Origin of the sequence: Clostridium fungisolvens (assembly GCF_014193895.1) — a bacterium.
Lineage (GTDB): Bacteria > Bacillota > Clostridia > Clostridiales > Clostridiaceae > Clostridium_AR > Clostridium_AR fungisolvens.
This window is the reverse complement of the sequence record NZ_BLZR01000001.1, coordinates 3,546,332-3,563,510: the sequence shown is the minus strand read 5'-3', so window position 1 is coordinate 3,563,510 and position 17,179 is coordinate 3,546,332. Positions and strand designations below refer to the sequence as shown.

The following is a 17,179-nucleotide window of genomic DNA, read 5'->3' as shown; positions in this document are numbered from 1 at the left end:
TATATTCAAGCTATAATATATAAGTTTGAGTGAAAAATAAAATAAACTTTAGGAATTATGGAAACAATATAAATGTTAAAATTTTGTTAATAAATCGTGATTTTTTCTAACAGGTACATAATAAGGTATAGGATGTCAAAAATGGCACTTAAAATGAGTTTTGATAATTAGGAATTTTTTACAAATATAAAAACTAAGTATAAACTAATTTATTCATTGCACGATAATATAAGTAGTGAATACAGTACAGTGGAGGTAAGTTATGAATATCAAAGGGGTAGGACCAACTAGAAATGTAATTGATATATATAATGTTAACAAAGTAAAGGCAACTCAAAAAGCTGAAAGCGTGAAAAAAGATAGTTTAGAAATATCAGGCGCAGCTAGAGCTTTAAGTAACTTTTCTTTAGGAGATGATGTAATGCCTAGAAGTGAAAAGGTAGAAGCATTAAGAATGCAAGTTGCAAATGGAACCTATAAACCAGATAATGAGAAAATAGCACAATCAATGATTAATTCTATAAGTGAAGGAAGGGGTTAATATGTACGAAGAGCTTATTAATGTAATACTTAGTGAAAAAGAAGCGCTTAATAAGCTTCTTTCGTTATTAGATAATCAATATTCATTTATATTAAAGAAAGATATATTTGGATTAGATGACGTTGCAAACAAAATACAAGCTTGTAATAAAGAAATAGCGGAAGAAGAAGTTAAAAGAAGAAAGCTTGTTGGAAGCAATTCAATGAAAGAAGTTGTATTTTCTTCAGGAAACGAAAGATTGGAAGAAAGTTATAGGGATATCATAAAGCTTTTAGAAGCAGTGAGACTTCAGAAGGATACAAATGATTTACTCTTAAAGCAACAACTTTCATACACTAATCAAATGTTAACTTATATAAATCCAAACAGAGAGATGAAAACTTATAACTCATACGGAAAAATGTCAAGGTAGTAGGGGGAGGAAATATGTCAGGTTTATTTTCTACATTTAATATAGCAAAAAGCGGTATGTCAGTTCAGCAAAAATCTATTGATGTAACTTCGCATAATATAGCAAATGCGAATACAGCTGGATACTCTAGACAAAGAGCAAATATAGAAACTACAAGACCACAATCTTTAGGCGGTATGGAAGCAGGACAACTTGGAACTGGTGCTCAGGTTTCTACAGTTGAGAGAATAAGAGATACTTTCTTAGATTATCAAGTAAGAAATGAAACAAGTATATCTGGACAATTTAATACTAGAAGCGGGTTTTTAACTCAAATTGAAGATGTTTTTAGTGAACCATCTGATACTGGTATATCTTCATTGATGGGAAAGTTCTTTGATTCATGGCAACAATTGTCCAAGCAGCCTCAGAGTTCTAATGCAAGAACTGTAGTTGTCCAACAAACATTAGCTCTTACAGATTCATTAAACCATACATATACACAACTAAAAGATTTAAAGAATAATGCACAAAGTCTTATAAAAAACACTGTTACTGATATGAATAGTACATTAAATCAGATTGGTGAATTAAATAAAGAAATAATAAGTGTTAAAAATGCTGGAGACACACCTAATGACTTAATGGATAAAAGAGATTTACTTATAGATCAATTATCTAGCAAATTTAACTTGAATATAGATAAGAAAGCTTTCGAAGGAATAAATCTTAAACCAGCAGATGTTAATGGGATGAAAGCACCGGAACTTGTTAAGGCTGATGGAGACGGTAATGTTGCAAGATTTTCATATATAAGCAGTATGGAAAAAGATCCAACAGATGATTCAGGAACTACTTATAAGATAACTTATTATAAACTTGGAAGTATGGACAATGAAGATAATAAACAAACAATAACGTTGACTAATGTGAGCCCTGATCAGGCAAAAGAAATTGAAGAGACAAGAGTTATATGGGCAAATAGTGATGGAGTTGCAACTAAAGCTGATGGCTATCCGTTAAAAGATGGATCAATAGTGGATGTACAAGAGCTTAAATTATTTTCTCCAGCATCAGGAGAAGTTAAAGGAAATATAACAATACAAAAAGATATTGATAACTATATAGATCAAGTAAACAAGTTAGCTAAATCAATTGCGTTTACAGTTAATGCTATACATAGTGGTATGTCAAGTACAACTAGCAATGGATTTCCAGATAAAGATTATATGCCTTTATTCGTAAATAAATCAGTAGCTAAATATAGTGTAAATGGTCAAATGGTAAATCTTGATGATACTTTAAATAATGAATCAGAAATAACTGCTGAAAATATAACGGTAAATAAAGAAATTCTTAGTGATGTTATGAAATTAAAGACAAAAACAAGAGATTCTGATTTCGCTTATGCTTCGCAAAACACTGTAGATGGTGAAGGTGATGGAGCTAGAGCACTAGCTATAGCACAGCTTAAAAATAATTTAATTGGAATACAGGATGTAGGAACTACTGTTAAATCAAGAGCAGATCTTTTTGATTTAACAAAAGGTAAAGCAGTACTAAAGGATAACGGTATGACAATCGAAAATAATAATAACGGTACTACTTTAGAAGCTTACTTTAAAGACACAATAGATAAATTAGGTGTACAATCTCAAGAAGCATCTAGAATGGTGACTAACCAACAACAACTTTTAGATTCACTTAATCAGACTAAAGATAGTGTATCTGGAGTTTCACTAGATGAAGAAATGGCTAACCTAGTACAATTTCAACATGCCTATAGTGCTAATGCAAAGGTTATTGCAACTGTGGACGAGCTTCTTGATGTAGTAGTAAATGGATTAAAGAAATAGTAAAGGGGTAAATAAATGAGAGTTACTAATAGAATGTTGTCAAATAACTTCTTAAGTGATATGAGGACAAACCTTAATAATATGAAAACACTTCAATCTCAGCTGTCATCAGGTAAAGAGATAAGAAGACCATCGGATGATCCTTTTAAAGTTGCAAGAGCAATGCAACTTAATACAGATATATCTGCTAATAAGCAATACAATGAAAATATAAGTGATACTATAAATTGGTTAGATGCTACGGATACTTCTTTAGATCAAGTAACTCAAACTTTCCAAAGAATAAGAGAACTTACAATATCTTCAGGAAATGCTGCATATGGATCAGATGAAAGAAGAGCTATAAAGGATGAATTAAATCAAAAGGTGTCAGAAATATCTCAGATTTTAAATTCCAATTTTGATGGTAAATATGTTTTTGGTGGTAGTAAAGTGACATCCAAGCCATTAGGTGTAAAAGATATAGATGCTAACGGAAATAAGGGAATATTCTTCGCAGGAAAAGAAGGAGAAGAACTTTCTATAAATTCTACAGATATAGCAATGTCAAGCCAAATGGACATGATTAAAGGGAAATTGCCAGTGGAAATATCACAAGGTGTAACTATGGATTATAATGTAAGTGCATATGATGTGTTAAATTTCACTAGTGAAAAAGGAAAACAAATAAATGTTAGCAATTTGTTAAATAATATAATTACTAACCTAGATTCATCTTCATCTGATGCACAAAGTAAGCTTACAGGTGAAAATTTAGATGACTTAACTGCTGCAGCAAGTAATATACTAAAAATTAGAGCTGAAGTTGGAGCTAAACAGAACAGAATGGATTCTGCTAAGGATAAAAATGATCAAGAAAATTATAATCTAACTGAAGTATTATCTAATACTGAAGATATTGATATAACTCAAAAAACAATGGAATACAGCACAATGCAAACAGTATATATGGCGTCACTTCAGACAAGTGCAAAAATAATTCAACCTTCTCTCATGGATTACTTGAGATAGGAATATTGGAGGGGATTTTATGAAACTAGAGACTAAATACCATGGTATATTAAATTATGATCAAGAGGATATAATTACATTTACTAAAGGATTACCTGGACTTCAAGAGCTAAAAAAGTTTATACTTATTGATTTTGAAGGAAATCCGTTTTTTAAGATACTTCATTCTATAGAAAATAAGGAAATAGGTTTGGTCGCAGTTTCGCCCTTTGATGTTGTGAATGAATATGAATTTGAACTGAAGGATTATATAATTGAAAAGCTTAAAATAACAGATTCAAGTGAAGTTTTAGTACTAAATACTGTGACCTTAAGTTCTAAAGCTGAAGAGATTACTACGAATTTAAAAGCTCCTATAATAATTAATATAAAATCAAAGCTTGGGGAACAAATAATCATAGATAATGAAAAATATATGATTAAGCATCCTCTACTAAGGAGTGAGTAATATGTTAGTTTTAACTAGAAAAAAAGGTCAATCATTGCTAATAGGTGATGATATAGAGATTTCAGTTATTAAATTGGACGACGGTAGCGTGAAGCTTGCTATAAAAGCTCCAAGAGAATTAAGCATACTTAGAAAAGAACTTGTTCAGGAAGTTGAAGATGAAAATAAGAATGCTACTCTTATAAATATAGACGTTCTTAAAAATCTCAATAAATAAAGGGGTATGAAGTATGGAGATTAGGGGTAATCAAGTGACCCAAGCTGCTATAGATTCAACAAGTCAAACAAAACCAATAGAAACAACTAATGCATCTGCAATGGATGATAAAAAAAGTCTAGATATCAAGAATAAGAATAATGAGCGTGAGATAAAGAAAGCTGTTGAAAAACTTAATAGATTTTTAGAAGGTGATAATACTCATGCTGTTTATGAAGTTCATGATAAATTTAAAAGTGATATAATAATAAAGATTGTAGACGACAGAACTAAAGAGGTGCTGATGGAAGTGCCTCCAAAAAAAATCTTGGACATTGTTGCTAAGATGTGTGAGTTGGTTGGAGTTATGTTTGATAAAAAAGTATAGATATTTTGAGTAAATATAGGAACAGGAGGAATCTATATGGAATTTAAATTAAACAAGATAGATACCGACCTGAGACATAAGCTTGAAGAACAAACTAGGGATGGTAAGGTACACTCTAAGGATGGAATAAAGATTGAAACTCAAAGTGATAGCTATAAATATAGAGACAAGAATCAAAAAAAGAAAAAAGACAAGCATAAAGAATCCTTTCAAGAGGTAATCAAAGAGCAAAAGGTAGTAACTGTAGATGGATATAAGCCGGAGACTTTAGAAGTCGAAGTAACAAAAGAGAAGGATTCAAAGGAAAACTACAGAGGAATATTTATAGATGTTAAAAAATAGGAGGATATTATGTACGGAAACAATGGATACAATGTATATAAAAATAATAGTGTAAATTATGCATCCAAGGAACAATTATTACTAATGCTAGTTGATGGAGCTGTTAAATATTCTAAAATAGGTAGACAAGCTATTTTAGATAAAGATCCTAAAAAAGCACACGATAATATAACTAGAACAGAAGATATATTTACAGAGCTTATGGTAAGTTTGGATACAAACGCTGGAGATTGGGCAAAACAGCTCTTTGCAGTATATGAATTTATAAAATATCAGTTAATGCAAGCTAACATTAAAAAAGATGTTGAAATTATGAATTCGGTAATACCAATAATTGAAAATGTAAGAGATACATGGTATGAAGCAGAAAAACTAGCAAAGGTAGCTAGGTAAAATGGATGATTTAAAAGAAAAGTTAATTCAATATAAAGAAATAACTGAACAAATAATTACTTCTGTAAAGGAAGAACAAGAGGAAGCGTTTGTGAAACTGCTGACACAGAAGCAGGCTTTAATAAACTTAATAGATGCTAGTAATTATGAATCTGATGAGTTTAGAAAAGTTTCCAGTGAACTTAAGCTTTTAGAGCAAGATCAAATCCTAATTAGATTAATTGAAGAAAAAAAGAAATTTATCCAACAAGAGATAAAGAAATCAAAAGATAAATCTAATGCATTAATAGCATATAGTAGAAACTTTAACGGATATAACCTAATTAACAAAAAGATTTAAATGAGGTGGTAACATTGAATATTTCAAGTACTTCAAGTAGTAGTGGCAGTAGTAGTGGGGATTACGGGAGACTTACAGGACTTGCTACAGGGATGGATACTGATGGATTAGTAAAACAAGCTATGTCGGCGGATCAAACAAAAATAGATCAAGCTAAGCAAGATATTCAGTATGTACAATGGCAACAAGAAGCATATATTGATTTTATAAATACACTAAAGGATTTCGGAAAAAATTTCGATATCCTACAATCAAATAATATGATGAGTTCCACAAATTTTACAGGTACAGTTGCAACAACTGCCTTAGCTAGCGGGGTATCTGCTGATAACTATTTAACAGCGACTACTCTTCCAGGTGCCATAAAAGGTACATATCAAGTAAAAGTAGATCAGCTTGCAGAGGGGGCTAAGGCTCAAACTAGTTTGGCAAGTTTAGGAGTTAATCTTCCAAGTGATATGACGACTCTCAATGGGAAAGATATATCATTTAAAATAGGAGCATCTACTTACAAAATAACTTTAGATAGTACTTATTCAGGTACAAGTACAGCAGATGACGTTGTAAATGATATTAAAGCTAAGATGAATGTAATAGATCCGACGTTATTAACATCAAAAATGAGCGTTGGAAATGTTGGTGGAAAGGTTACATTTACTGCTCTTTCAAATGATGTTATGTCTATAGACAGTGCAACAACTGCACCAGGGTTCAGTGACTGCATAGGCAGAAATTTTGGTAAGACTTTCAACTCGAGTTCAACATTAAAGGACTTAGGCTTAACTGGTACAGATAGTTTTACTATTGCAATAAATGGAGGGTCTCCGTTTACTGTTAATATTGACCTTACAGCTAATCCTACAAAAACGGTATCTCAGTTTGTGGATGACTTAAGAAATACAAAGGTTGGAGATGTATCATTAAGTTCGTATCTGGATATTAACTTTAGCGATTTAACAAATAAGCTTACAATACAAACTAAAAATACAGGTTCTAACAATAATGTAGTAATATCAAGTTCAACATCTTCAAATATGTTAGGTATAGCTGGCTCCTATACAGGTGTTGATGCTAAAATTTCAGTTAAGGCACCTGGAGAAACTGATTTTGTGAGTGTTACTAAAAACTCCAATAATTTTTCTATAGATGGTATTTCTTATAATTTAGTTGCTACTACAGGTGGAGATGCAATAAATCTCAATGTTAAATCTGATGCTTCAGCGCAGGTTGATAAGTTTAAAAAATTTGTTGATGCTTATAATACTTTAATAGATAAAATTAATACAAAGATAACTGAAAAAAAAGATTACAATTATAAACCTTTAACTGATGCTCAGAAGGCTTCAATGACTGCTGACCAGATAACTAGTTGGGAGACTAAGGCGAAGCAAGGTATTCTCAGAAGAGACAACTATCTTTCAGGCGTACTTACTCAAATGAGACAAGCTATTTATGACACAGTTAAAGGGGCAGGAATAAGTATAACTGAAATTGGAATTACAACGACATCAAACTTTTATGATGGAGGAAAGCTTACAATAGATGAGAATAAACTAAAGACAGCTCTTCAAGATAGAGGAGACCTTGTTCAGAAGTTATTTACTAAAATTCCTGATAGTACTGGAAATGAGGGGATTTTTAGGAGATTTCAAGACATACTTGATAAGACTGCTGGAAATGATGGTACTTTAGTTAAGAAGGCTGGTTATATTAATACAAAGTGGGTAAGTCAGAACGAATTAACTAAATCACTCTCGCAAAAAAATACTAGATTGAATGATCTAAAAGAAATGTTTACTCAAAAGCAACAAAGATTGTATTCAATGTATGCTACTTTAGAGTCAAATATGAATAACCTAAATTCACAAAGTAACTGGTTGTCATCTCAATTAGGTGCTATGTAAAAAAAACTAAAGTTTATTAAAAGACTAACGATTAATATAGTATAGTAGTTTTACTATGAAAAGTTTATAATAAATTATTAAATATGTTAGTAGAGTCGAAAGACTTAACTATAATAAAAAATGCACAAGGAAGTGCAGTTTAAAAATCAGGGAGGGACTATCATGATAATCAATCATAATATTAATGCAATGAATGCACAAAGAAACATGGCAATAAACACAGGTGCTGCTGGAAAATCAATGGAAAAACTAAGCTCAGGTTTAAGAATAAACAGAGCTGGAGATGACGCAGCAGGATTAGCAATATCAGAAAAGATGAGAGGCCAAATCAGAGGACTTGATCAAGCATCAAGAAATGCTCAAGACGGTATTTCATTAATTCAAACTGCAGAAGGTGCATTAAATGAAACTCACAGCATTCTTCAAAGAATGAGAGAATTAAGTGTACAAGCTAGTAACGATACAAACGTATCAGCAGACAGAAGCCAAATACAATTAGAAGTATCTCAATTAAAGAATGAAATAAACAGAATATCAAGCCAAACAGAATTCAATACTAAGAAGTTAATCAATGGAAAGGCTTCAAATGTAGTATTCCAAGTAGGAGCAAACAAAAACCAAACAATAACATTAGCTATAAAGACAATGGGTGCTACAGCATTAGGAGTTAATGGTATCGATGTTACTAAGAGTGCAGCTGCTATAACACCACAAATAGACACAATACAAACAGCAATTGATAAGGTATCAAGTGAAAGAGCTAAGTTAGGATCATACCAAAACAGATTAGAACACACAATAGCTAACTTAGATACATCATCAGAAAACTTACAATCAGCTGAAAGCAGAGTAAGAGACGTTAATATGGCTAAAGAAATGATGAACTACTCAAAGAACAACATACTTCAACAAGCTGCTCAAGCAATGCTTGCACAAGCTAACCAACAACCACAAGGAGTTCTTCAACTTCTAAGATAGGACAATCTAAGTAGGTAAATTCATAAATTAATATTTGATTTTGTAGGACTGATACATATGAAAATGGTATCGGTCTTTTTTTTATAAACAATTATGTGTAGGATGACTTTAAAAAAAGAGTAGATATTTATATTGATATATATTTGTTTTAAAAGTCAATAGCATTCTGAAAAGTAAGAAGTTATTAATAATGACATATAAATTGAAATATGTGTATAAAAATGTAGTGTTATAATATATATTGACATAATGTAATAAAATATGCTATAATTCAAAAGATTGGTAATAAAGGAAGAAAAAATACATTTTTAAGTGGTCGACTAAAACAATAAGTAATTAACTTTCAAAAACATATCCATTTAATAGTCATAAGTATGAGATAGCAATTGTCCAAAATAGCCTAATAATTACGGTGTTAATAATAGGCAAGTTGGACAAATATCTAACTATATTACCAATATAAATTTTTAAAGTATAGATAGTGTACAAGGAAGTGCACTTTAAAAATCAAGGAGGGACTATCAATGATAATCAATCACAATCTTAATGCAATGAATGCACAAAGAAACATGGCAATAAACACAGGTGCTGCTGGAAAGTCAATGGAAAAATTAAGCTCGGGTTTAAGAATAAACAGAGCTGGAGATGACGCAGCAGGATTAGCTATATCAGAAAAGATGAGAGGCCAAATCAGAGGACTTGATCAAGCGTCAAGAAATGCTCAAGACGGTATTTCATTAATTCAAACTGCAGAAGGTGCATTAAATGAAACTCACAGCATTCTTCAAAGAATGAGAGAATTAAGTGTACAAGCTAGTAACGATACAAACGTATCAGCAGACAGAAGCCAAATACAATTAGAAGTATCTCAATTAAAGAATGAAATAAACAGAATATCAAGCCAAACAGAATTCAATACTAAGAAGTTACTTAATGGTAAGGCTTCAAATGTAGTATTCCAAGTAGGAGCAAATAAGAATCAAACAATAGCATTAGCTATAAAGACAATGGGTGCTACAGCATTAGGAGTTAATAATATCAATGTTGCTAAAAGTGCAGCTGCTATAACACCACAAATAGACACAATACAAACAGCAATTGATAAAGTATCAAGTGAAAGAGCTAAGTTAGGATCATACCAAAACAGATTAGAACACACAATAGCTAACTTAGATACATCATCAGAAAACTTACAATCAGCTGAAAGCAGAGTAAGAGACGTTAATATGGCTAAGGAAATGATGAACTACTCAAAGAACAACATACTTCAACAAGCTGCTCAAGCAATGCTTGCACAAGCTAACCAACAACCACAAGGAGTTCTTCAACTTCTAAGATAGTAAATATAAAAAAGTCGAGATTTTCTCGGCTTTTTATTTTTTTATAAATATAAATTATATTAATTATTTAGAGCAGATATTAAAATGAATGATAAATTTATATATAAAAAAATATATAAAAAAATATAAAAAAATATAAAAAAACAGTAAAGTAGAAAAAAAAACTTTCGATTAAATATATATAAGTCACAAAAAATAGTTTAGCATATAAGACTTAACTATTTAAAAATAGTACACAGGGAAGTGTGCTTTAAAACCAAGGAGGTATTTTCATGATAATCAATCACAATATTAATGCGATGAATGCGCAAAGAAACATGGCAATAAACACAGGTGCTGCAGGAAAATCAATGGAAAAATTAAGTTCAGGTTTAAGAATAAACAGAGCTGGAGATGACGCTGCAGGACTAGCAATATCAGAAAAGATGAGAGGTCAAATCAGAGGACTTGATCAAGCATCAAGAAATGCTCAAGATGGTATTTCATTAATTCAAACTGCAGAAGGTGCATTAAATGAAACTCACAGCATTCTTCAAAGAATGAGAGAATTAAGTGTACAAGCTAGTAACGATACAAACGTATCAGCAGACAGAAGCCAAATACAATTAGAAGTATCTCAATTAAAGAATGAAATAAACAGAATATCAAGCCAAACAGAATTCAATACTAAGAAGTTAATCAATGGAAAGGCTTCAAATGTAGTATTCCAAGTAGGAGCAAACAAAAACCAAACAATAACATTAGCTATAAAAACAATGAATGCTTCAGCATTAGGAGTTAATAATATCAATGTTTCTAAAAGTGCAGCTGCTATAACACCACAAATAGACACAATACAAACAGCAATTGATAAGGTATCAAGTGAAAGAGCTAAGTTAGGATCATACCAAAACAGATTAGAACACACAATAGCTAACTTAGATACATCATCAGAAAACTTACAATCAGCTGAAAGCAGAGTAAGAGACGTTAATATGGCTAAGGAAATGATGAACTACTCAAAGAACAACATACTTCAACAAGCTGCTCAGGCAATGCTTGCACAAGCTAACCAACAACCACAAGGAGTTCTTCAACTTCTAAGATAATTATTAAATTTTATTAATGGATTCTCATTTTGGAGGAATGATCTTAATTTTGTGTTAAGATCACCCTTTTAATAATGCATTGAATAATAAAAGTATTTACAAGTTTTAGATAAAGTATTTTTAATGAGCGTGAATGAAATTATTATAAAACTGTAATATTAGAATTTAAATAAGATTTGTAATTTGTTCCTAAGTTATATAGATTTAAATAAAAATTATTAAAAAATTAAATTTATTTTTAAAAAGTAGTTAAGTAGTAAAGAAATATGACGATTATTAACTATAGGAAGCTAAAATTGAGTATAAACTTAATAAAGCTGAACTATTTAAAAAATGCACAAGGAAGTGCAGTTTAAAAATCAAGGAGGGACTATCAATGATAATCAATCATAATATTAATGCAATGAATGCACAAAGAAACATGGCAATAAACACAGGTGCTGCTGGAAAATCAATGGAAAAACTAAGCTCAGGTTTAAGAATAAACAGAGCTGGAGATGACGCAGCAGGATTAGCAATATCAGAAAAGATGAGAGGCCAAATCAGAGGACTTGATCAAGCATCAAGAAATGCTCAAGACGGTATTTCATTAATTCAAACTGCAGAAGGTGCATTAAATGAAACTCACAGCATTCTTCAAAGAATGAGAGAATTAAGTGTACAAGCTAGTAACGATACAAACGTATCAGCAGACAGAAGCCAAATACAATTAGAAGTATCTCAATTAAAGAATGAAATAAACAGAATATCAAGCCAAACAGAATTCAATACTAAGAAGTTAATCAATGGAAAGGCTTCAAATGTAGTATTCCAAGTAGGAGCAAACAAAAACCAAACAATAACATTAGCTATAAAGACAATGGATGCTGCGGCATTAGGAGTTAATAATATCAATGTTACTAAGAGTGCAGCTTCTATAACACCACAAATAGACACAATACAAACAGCAATTGATAAAGTATCAAGTGAAAGAGCTAAGTTAGGATCATACCAAAACAGATTAGAACACACAATAGCTAACTTAGATACATCATCAGAAAACTTACAATCAGCAGAAAGCAGAGTAAGAGACGTTAATATGGCTAAGGAAATGATGAACTACTCAAAGAACAACATACTTCAACAAGCTGCTCAAGCAATGCTTGCACAAGCTAACCAACAACCACAAGGAGTTCTTCAACTTCTAAGATAGTAAATATAAAAAAGTCGAGATTTTCTCGACTTTTTTATTTTTTTAATAATTTTAATTAGAAATAAATTATTTTATTATAATGATTATTATACATAAAAAAGAAAAAAATGCTTATAAAAAGAAAAAGTAGTAAAGTAATAAGGAAATACATCGATTATTAAATATAGGTAATAACTAGATATAATTCTTAAAATATTTAGTGAGGCTGCAATGAATACAACTATATAATAAGTTAATAATATGTTTATAATTATTGGTATTGAATTAAATATTCATCAAAAAATTCAATAAAAGCCGTAAGAGGATGAAATGATTCGTATATAATTAGAGTATAAATGCAAGAAGTTCTTTAACTTTTAAGATAATAATAAATATTATAAAGAGTCAAGATCTTCTTGACTCTTTTTTTAAAAGAAAGGTGCAAATATGAAAATTGAAGAAAGCTTTGATAATAAAGAAATTATAAAATTAGAGATTGCAAACAGAAGTATTTACTTGGGAAGTAAATACAATATGACTAGAGAAATAGAAAAATTTAAAGATGTATTCAATGAGATAAATAAACATTATCAGGTAATTATATTTGGTGCAGCTGGAGGAAGTTGGATTAGAGAGATGAAAGAACAATTTAAAGAACGTGAAATTGTTTTTGTAGAACCTCTTGATGAGTTGAAAGAAAAATTAATTGAAAATATTTCTGAAATTAACAATATAAAAGTAATTTCTTTAGAAAGTGATACTTTTCAATCTGATTTAAAGAAGGTTATCACTAAGAGATTTGTTCAATTTGTAGTGTTCTCAAATTATGATTTGATTTTTCCAAAAGAAGGATATGACTTGAAGAATAGTATCAAGGATGATATTACTGATAAAACTATAAATGAAAATACAAGAGTAGTCTTTTCAAAAGATTGGTTTGAAAATTATTTGAAGAATCTACCGGTTATAGCTCAAAGTGAAAGATTGAATAAATATAGGGCAGCCTTTAGTAAGAAGCCAGCAATAATAGTTTCAGCTGGCCCTTCCCTTGAAAAAAATATACAACTTCTAAAAGGAAATGAAGATAAGTTTGTTATTATCACTGGAATTAGAACATTGAGTACATTAAGAAATGAAGGGATAAAAGCAGACTTTGCATGTGTTATTGATGGATCAGAAGCAATGTATAACGTGGCTAAAGAATCTTTAAATGAAGAAACACATTTGTTTTTCTCTGAATCATCAAATTATAAAATAATTAATGAATATAAGGGAGAAAAGGTATATTTTACATCACCAAACTATATTAACTTAAATATCAAGTTAGGAAATTTTAGTACTGATTTGGTTTATCAAGGAGGATCAGTAGCGCATTCTTGTTTAGCTATTGCTGAATATTTTGATTGTGATCCTATAGTTTTTATAGGACAGGATTTAGCATATACAAACAATCAAATACATTCCAAGAATGCTACTATTAAGGGAGAAAAACTAGAAACGGATAATTTCGACTTTTATGTTAAAGATATATATGGCAATGATGTTCCAACTACCTATTCATTAGATTCCTTTAGAAAAGGTTTTGAAGAATTTATTAAAGGCTATTATGAAAGGACTTATATAAATGCGACTGAAGGTGGGGCTAATATAAATGGTACCTTGATAAAAACATTAAAAGAAGTTATAGATGAGAATAATAATGTAATAGATAAAAGTTGCATATATAGATATGATAGACCAAATCTTGATAAGGAAACAATGCTGAATGAATTAAAGGATAATTTGAAAGAATTGATAAAGATTAAGAAATTTGCTAAGGAAGCTATAATTGAAAATGACAATTTAGTTGGTAATTTTAAAGCAAATAATAAGAAATTCAAAAAAGCACTTGAAAGACTAGATTATATTGATAATATTTACAAACAAAAGAAGGATCAATTTCTTTTAATAAATTCCTTATTTGCACCAGTTATTAAAGCGATTGATATACAATTTTACGATGAAAAGGTTGGAAATTATGAAAGCGAATTAGAACATGTAACCTTCATCGCTGAAAAAGGTAAAACTCTTTATGAAAATGTAAATGAATGTATTGATTTCGCATTACCATACATAAATGATGCAATAAAGTCATTGGAGGATATTATAAGTGAATAATAATGAAAATTTAGAGATTGCAAGTGAAGCTTACGAATATTGTGAAAAATTATATGACGGAATGGGAAGCTTAGTTAACAATATAAATGATAGAAACTTGAATGATTTAGAGATATATTTTAAAAATATCCTAACTGGTTTTAATTGGATTATTGAAGTGATAATTTTGCTGAGAAACATTCATAAGCAAGATATAGATTTAGCTATTATACAGCAAAAGATTACTTCATATACTGAAGCTTATAACAATTTAGATTTATTGCTATTAAGTGATATAATAGAATATGAACTAATGGCTGAAGTAGAAGGAGTATATAAACTTCTAGCTGAAACCATAATGGCATTACAAAACAATAATTAATAATGTATATGATTTTAGTAGTTGAAAATAGATTTTTATACTACAAATTTGTTTTATAAAAGGAGATTAAGTGATGACTAAAAAAGTTTTAGTAACAGGAGCTGATGGATTTATAGGAAGCCATCTCACAGAAATGCTATTAGAATCAGGTAATGAGGTTAGAGCTTTTACATATTATAACTCATTTAACTCTTGGGGTTGGTTAGATACGTTAGATAAAAATAAACTAAGTGAAATAGATGTGTTTGCAGGGGATATAAGGGATCCTAATGGAGTTAGGAATGCTATGAAAGATATAGATGAGGTCTATCACTTAGCAGCATTGATTGCAATTCCATTCAGTTATCATTCACCAGATTCATATGTAGATACTAATATAAAAGGAACACTTAACGTGTTACAAGCATCTAGAGATTTAGGAGTTAAAAGAGTACTTATAACTTCAACTTCAGAAGTTTATGGAACAGCAAGATATGTACCGATAGATGAAAATCATCCTTTCCAAGGACAATCTCCATATTCTGCTACTAAAATAGGTGCAGATAGATTAGCAGAATCATTTTATAGAAGCTTTAATACACCGGTAACAATAGTAAGACCATTTAATACATACGGACCTAGACAATCTGCTAGGGCAATAATCCCTACAATAATAACTCAGCTACTTTCTGGAAAAGAACAAATTAATTTAGGTTCTTTAACTCCAACAAGAGATTTTAACTATGTAAAAGATACAGCAAAAGGTTTTATAGAAATAGCCAAGTCTGATAAAACTATTGGAGAAGAAATAAACATAGCTACACAAAGAGAGATTTCAATAGGAGATTTAGCACAAGAGCTTATAAACCAGATAAATCCTAATGCTAAGATAGTTTGCGACCAAGAAAGAATAAGACCAGCAAAAAGTGAAGTAGAAAGACTACTTGGATCTAATAAAAAGATAATGGAATTAACAAACTGGAAGCCGGATTATACATTTGAGCAGGGATTGGCAGAAACCATTGAATGGATTAAGAAGAACTTAGATAGATATAAAGTAGACATCTATAACGTATAGAGAATATATTGAGTTTGTTGTTAAAGGAGCAATAGATATGGGTAAATTTATTCCACTTTCAGTGCCAAATTTGAAAGGTAAAGAACTTGAATATGTAACAAAAGCTGTAGAAGATGAATGGGTTTCTACAGGGGGAGAGTTTATTAATAAATTTGAGAATAATATGGCTGAATATCTTAATGTTGAAAAAGCAGTTGCTTGTCAAAGTGGAACTGCAGCTCTGCATCTAGCATTAATATTATCAGGTGTAAATCATGGTGACGAAGTAATAGTACCAACTCTAACTTTCATAGCTGCAGTAAATCCTGTAAGATATATTGGTGCACATCCTATCTTTATGGATTGCGATGATACTCTTACAATGGATCCTAATAAGTTAGAAGAATTTTGCAAAGAAAAGTGCTATGTAAGAAATGGAAATTTAATAAATAAAGAAACTGGAAGAGCTGTGAAAGCTTTAGTAGTAGTACATGTTTTCGGTAACTTAACTGACATGGAAAAGATAATGAAAATTGCTGAAGATTACAATCTAAAGGTTATAGAAGATTCTACAGAAGCGTTAGGAACATACTATACTGAAGGTTGTTTTAAAGGTAAGTTTGCTGGAACAATTGGAGATTTTGGTGCTTACTCATTTAATGGCAATAAGATAATAACTACTGGAGGCGGAGGTATGCTCGTAGCCAAAAATGCAAAAGATGCGGATAGAGCAAAGCACCTCTCAACTCAAGCTAAAAGTGATGGATTATATTATATACATGATGAAATAGGGTTTAATTACAGAATGACAAATCTTCAAGCTGCGATGGGAGTAGCTCAGCTTGAAAGACTAGAAGAATTTATACAAATAAAGAAGGAAAATTATGAATTGTATAAAACTGAAATAGAAGCTATACCAGGATTAAGCATTATGGATTTTAGATCAGGTATAAGGCCAAACTATTGGTTCTATTCTTTATTAATTGATTCTAAGGTATACCCATTAAATAGAGATCAACTACTAAAATATCTTGGAGACAATGGAATACAGACTAGGCCTATATGGGGGCTAATAAGTGATCAAAAACCATACTCTGAATCTCAAACTTATAAATTAGAACTTAGTAAATATTATATAGAACACATTTTAAATATACCTTGTAGTAGTAGCTTAACAAGAGAAGATGTTATTACTGTTATAGAATTTCTAAAACAAGTAAAATAAGGACGGTGAAAAT

19 protein-coding genes are annotated in these 17,179 nt (G+C 30.5%); all 19 read left to right on the top strand.

Annotation, left to right across the window (positions count from 1 at the left end):
* Positions 1 to 262: 262 nt before the first annotated feature.
* The gene (gene flgM / locus bsdtw1_RS15765) at positions 263 to 541 is read left to right on the top strand and encodes a flagellar biosynthesis anti-sigma factor FlgM (RefSeq protein ID WP_183278513.1); all 279 of its coding nucleotides are present in this window, start codon (positions 263 to 265) and stop codon (positions 539 to 541) included.
* A gap of 1 nt (position 542) precedes the next feature.
* Entirely contained in the window at positions 543 to 953 is a 411-nt protein-coding gene (locus bsdtw1_RS15760; RefSeq protein WP_183278512.1) for a flagellar protein FlgN, read from the top strand.
* Positions 954 to 967: 14 nt separating this feature from the next.
* The gene (gene flgK, locus bsdtw1_RS15755) at positions 968 to 2,788 is read left to right on the top strand and encodes a flagellar hook-associated protein FlgK (protein ID WP_183278511.1); all 1,821 of its coding nucleotides are present in this window, start codon (positions 968 to 970) and stop codon (positions 2,786 to 2,788) included.
* A gap of 15 nt (positions 2,789 to 2,803) precedes the next feature.
* Positions 2,804 to 3,799, top strand: a complete 996-nt coding sequence (flgL, locus tag bsdtw1_RS15750) for a flagellar hook-associated protein FlgL (protein WP_183278510.1) — start codon at positions 2,804 to 2,806, stop codon at positions 3,797 to 3,799.
* Positions 3,800 to 3,818: 19 nt separating this feature from the next.
* Entirely contained in the window at positions 3,819 to 4,247 is a 429-nt protein-coding gene (fliW, locus tag bsdtw1_RS15745; RefSeq protein WP_183278509.1) for a flagellar assembly protein FliW, read from the top strand.
* 1 nt (position 4,248) lies between these two features.
* The gene (csrA, locus tag bsdtw1_RS15740; RefSeq protein WP_128212454.1) at positions 4,249 to 4,464 is read left to right on the top strand and encodes a carbon storage regulator CsrA; all 216 of its coding nucleotides are present in this window, start codon (positions 4,249 to 4,251) and stop codon (positions 4,462 to 4,464) included.
* A 13-nt stretch (positions 4,465 to 4,477) separates the two neighbouring features.
* Entirely contained in the window at positions 4,478 to 4,831 is a 354-nt protein-coding gene (locus bsdtw1_RS15735) for a flagellar protein FlaG (protein WP_183278508.1), read from the top strand.
* A gap of 36 nt (positions 4,832 to 4,867) precedes the next feature.
* On the top strand, positions 4,868 to 5,173 hold the full coding sequence (locus bsdtw1_RS15730; protein WP_183278507.1) for a hypothetical protein: 306 nt from the start codon (positions 4,868 to 4,870) through the stop codon (positions 5,171 to 5,173).
* Between the two features lie 9 nt (positions 5,174 to 5,182).
* Positions 5,183 to 5,566: a flagellar export chaperone FliS gene (gene fliS / locus bsdtw1_RS15725; RefSeq protein WP_183278506.1), complete on the top strand. Its 384-nt coding sequence runs from the start codon at positions 5,183 to 5,185 to the stop codon at positions 5,564 to 5,566.
* 1 nt (position 5,567) lies between these two features.
* Entirely contained in the window at positions 5,568 to 5,906 is a 339-nt protein-coding gene (gene fliT / locus bsdtw1_RS15720) for a flagellar protein FliT (protein WP_183278505.1), read from the top strand.
* 14 nt (positions 5,907 to 5,920) lie between these two features.
* Positions 5,921 to 7,810, top strand: coding sequence for a flagellar filament capping protein FliD (fliD, locus tag bsdtw1_RS15715; RefSeq protein WP_183278504.1), 1,890 nt, complete (start codon positions 5,921 to 5,923; stop codon positions 7,808 to 7,810).
* A gap of 162 nt (positions 7,811 to 7,972) precedes the next feature.
* A complete protein-coding gene (locus bsdtw1_RS15710; RefSeq protein WP_183278503.1) occupies positions 7,973 to 8,788 on the top strand; it encodes a flagellin N-terminal helical domain-containing protein in 816 nt (271 codons plus the stop codon).
* Positions 8,789 to 9,312: 524 nt separating this feature from the next.
* Positions 9,313 to 10,128, top strand: coding sequence for a flagellin N-terminal helical domain-containing protein (locus bsdtw1_RS15705; protein ID WP_183278502.1), 816 nt, complete (start codon positions 9,313 to 9,315; stop codon positions 10,126 to 10,128).
* Between the two features lie 272 nt (positions 10,129 to 10,400).
* On the top strand, positions 10,401 to 11,216 hold the full coding sequence (locus bsdtw1_RS15700; RefSeq protein WP_183278501.1) for a flagellin N-terminal helical domain-containing protein: 816 nt from the start codon (positions 10,401 to 10,403) through the stop codon (positions 11,214 to 11,216).
* 376 nt (positions 11,217 to 11,592) lie between these two features.
* Positions 11,593 to 12,408 (top strand): flagellin N-terminal helical domain-containing protein, encoded by an 816-nt coding sequence (locus bsdtw1_RS15695; protein WP_183278500.1) that lies wholly within the window; start codon positions 11,593 to 11,595, stop codon positions 12,406 to 12,408.
* 426 nt (positions 12,409 to 12,834) lie between these two features.
* On the top strand, positions 12,835 to 14,544 hold the full coding sequence (locus tag bsdtw1_RS15690; protein WP_183278499.1) for a motility associated factor glycosyltransferase family protein: 1,710 nt from the start codon (positions 12,835 to 12,837) through the stop codon (positions 14,542 to 14,544).
* A complete protein-coding gene (locus bsdtw1_RS15685; protein WP_183278498.1) occupies positions 14,537 to 14,905 on the top strand; it encodes a DUF8042 domain-containing protein in 369 nt (122 codons plus the stop codon). Before bsdtw1_RS15690 ends, bsdtw1_RS15685 begins: the two co-directional genes overlap by 8 nt.
* Before the next feature lie 73 nt (positions 14,906 to 14,978).
* Positions 14,979 to 15,962 carry an NAD-dependent 4,6-dehydratase LegB gene (locus tag bsdtw1_RS15680; RefSeq protein ID WP_183278497.1) on the top strand — a complete coding sequence of 328 codons (984 nt, stop codon included), beginning with the start codon at positions 14,979 to 14,981 and terminating at the stop codon, positions 15,960 to 15,962.
* Between the two features lie 37 nt (positions 15,963 to 15,999).
* Positions 16,000 to 17,166: a LegC family aminotransferase gene (locus bsdtw1_RS15675; RefSeq protein WP_183278496.1), complete on the top strand. Its 1,167-nt coding sequence runs from the start codon at positions 16,000 to 16,002 to the stop codon at positions 17,164 to 17,166.
* The last annotated feature ends 13 nt before the right edge of the window (positions 17,167 to 17,179 follow it).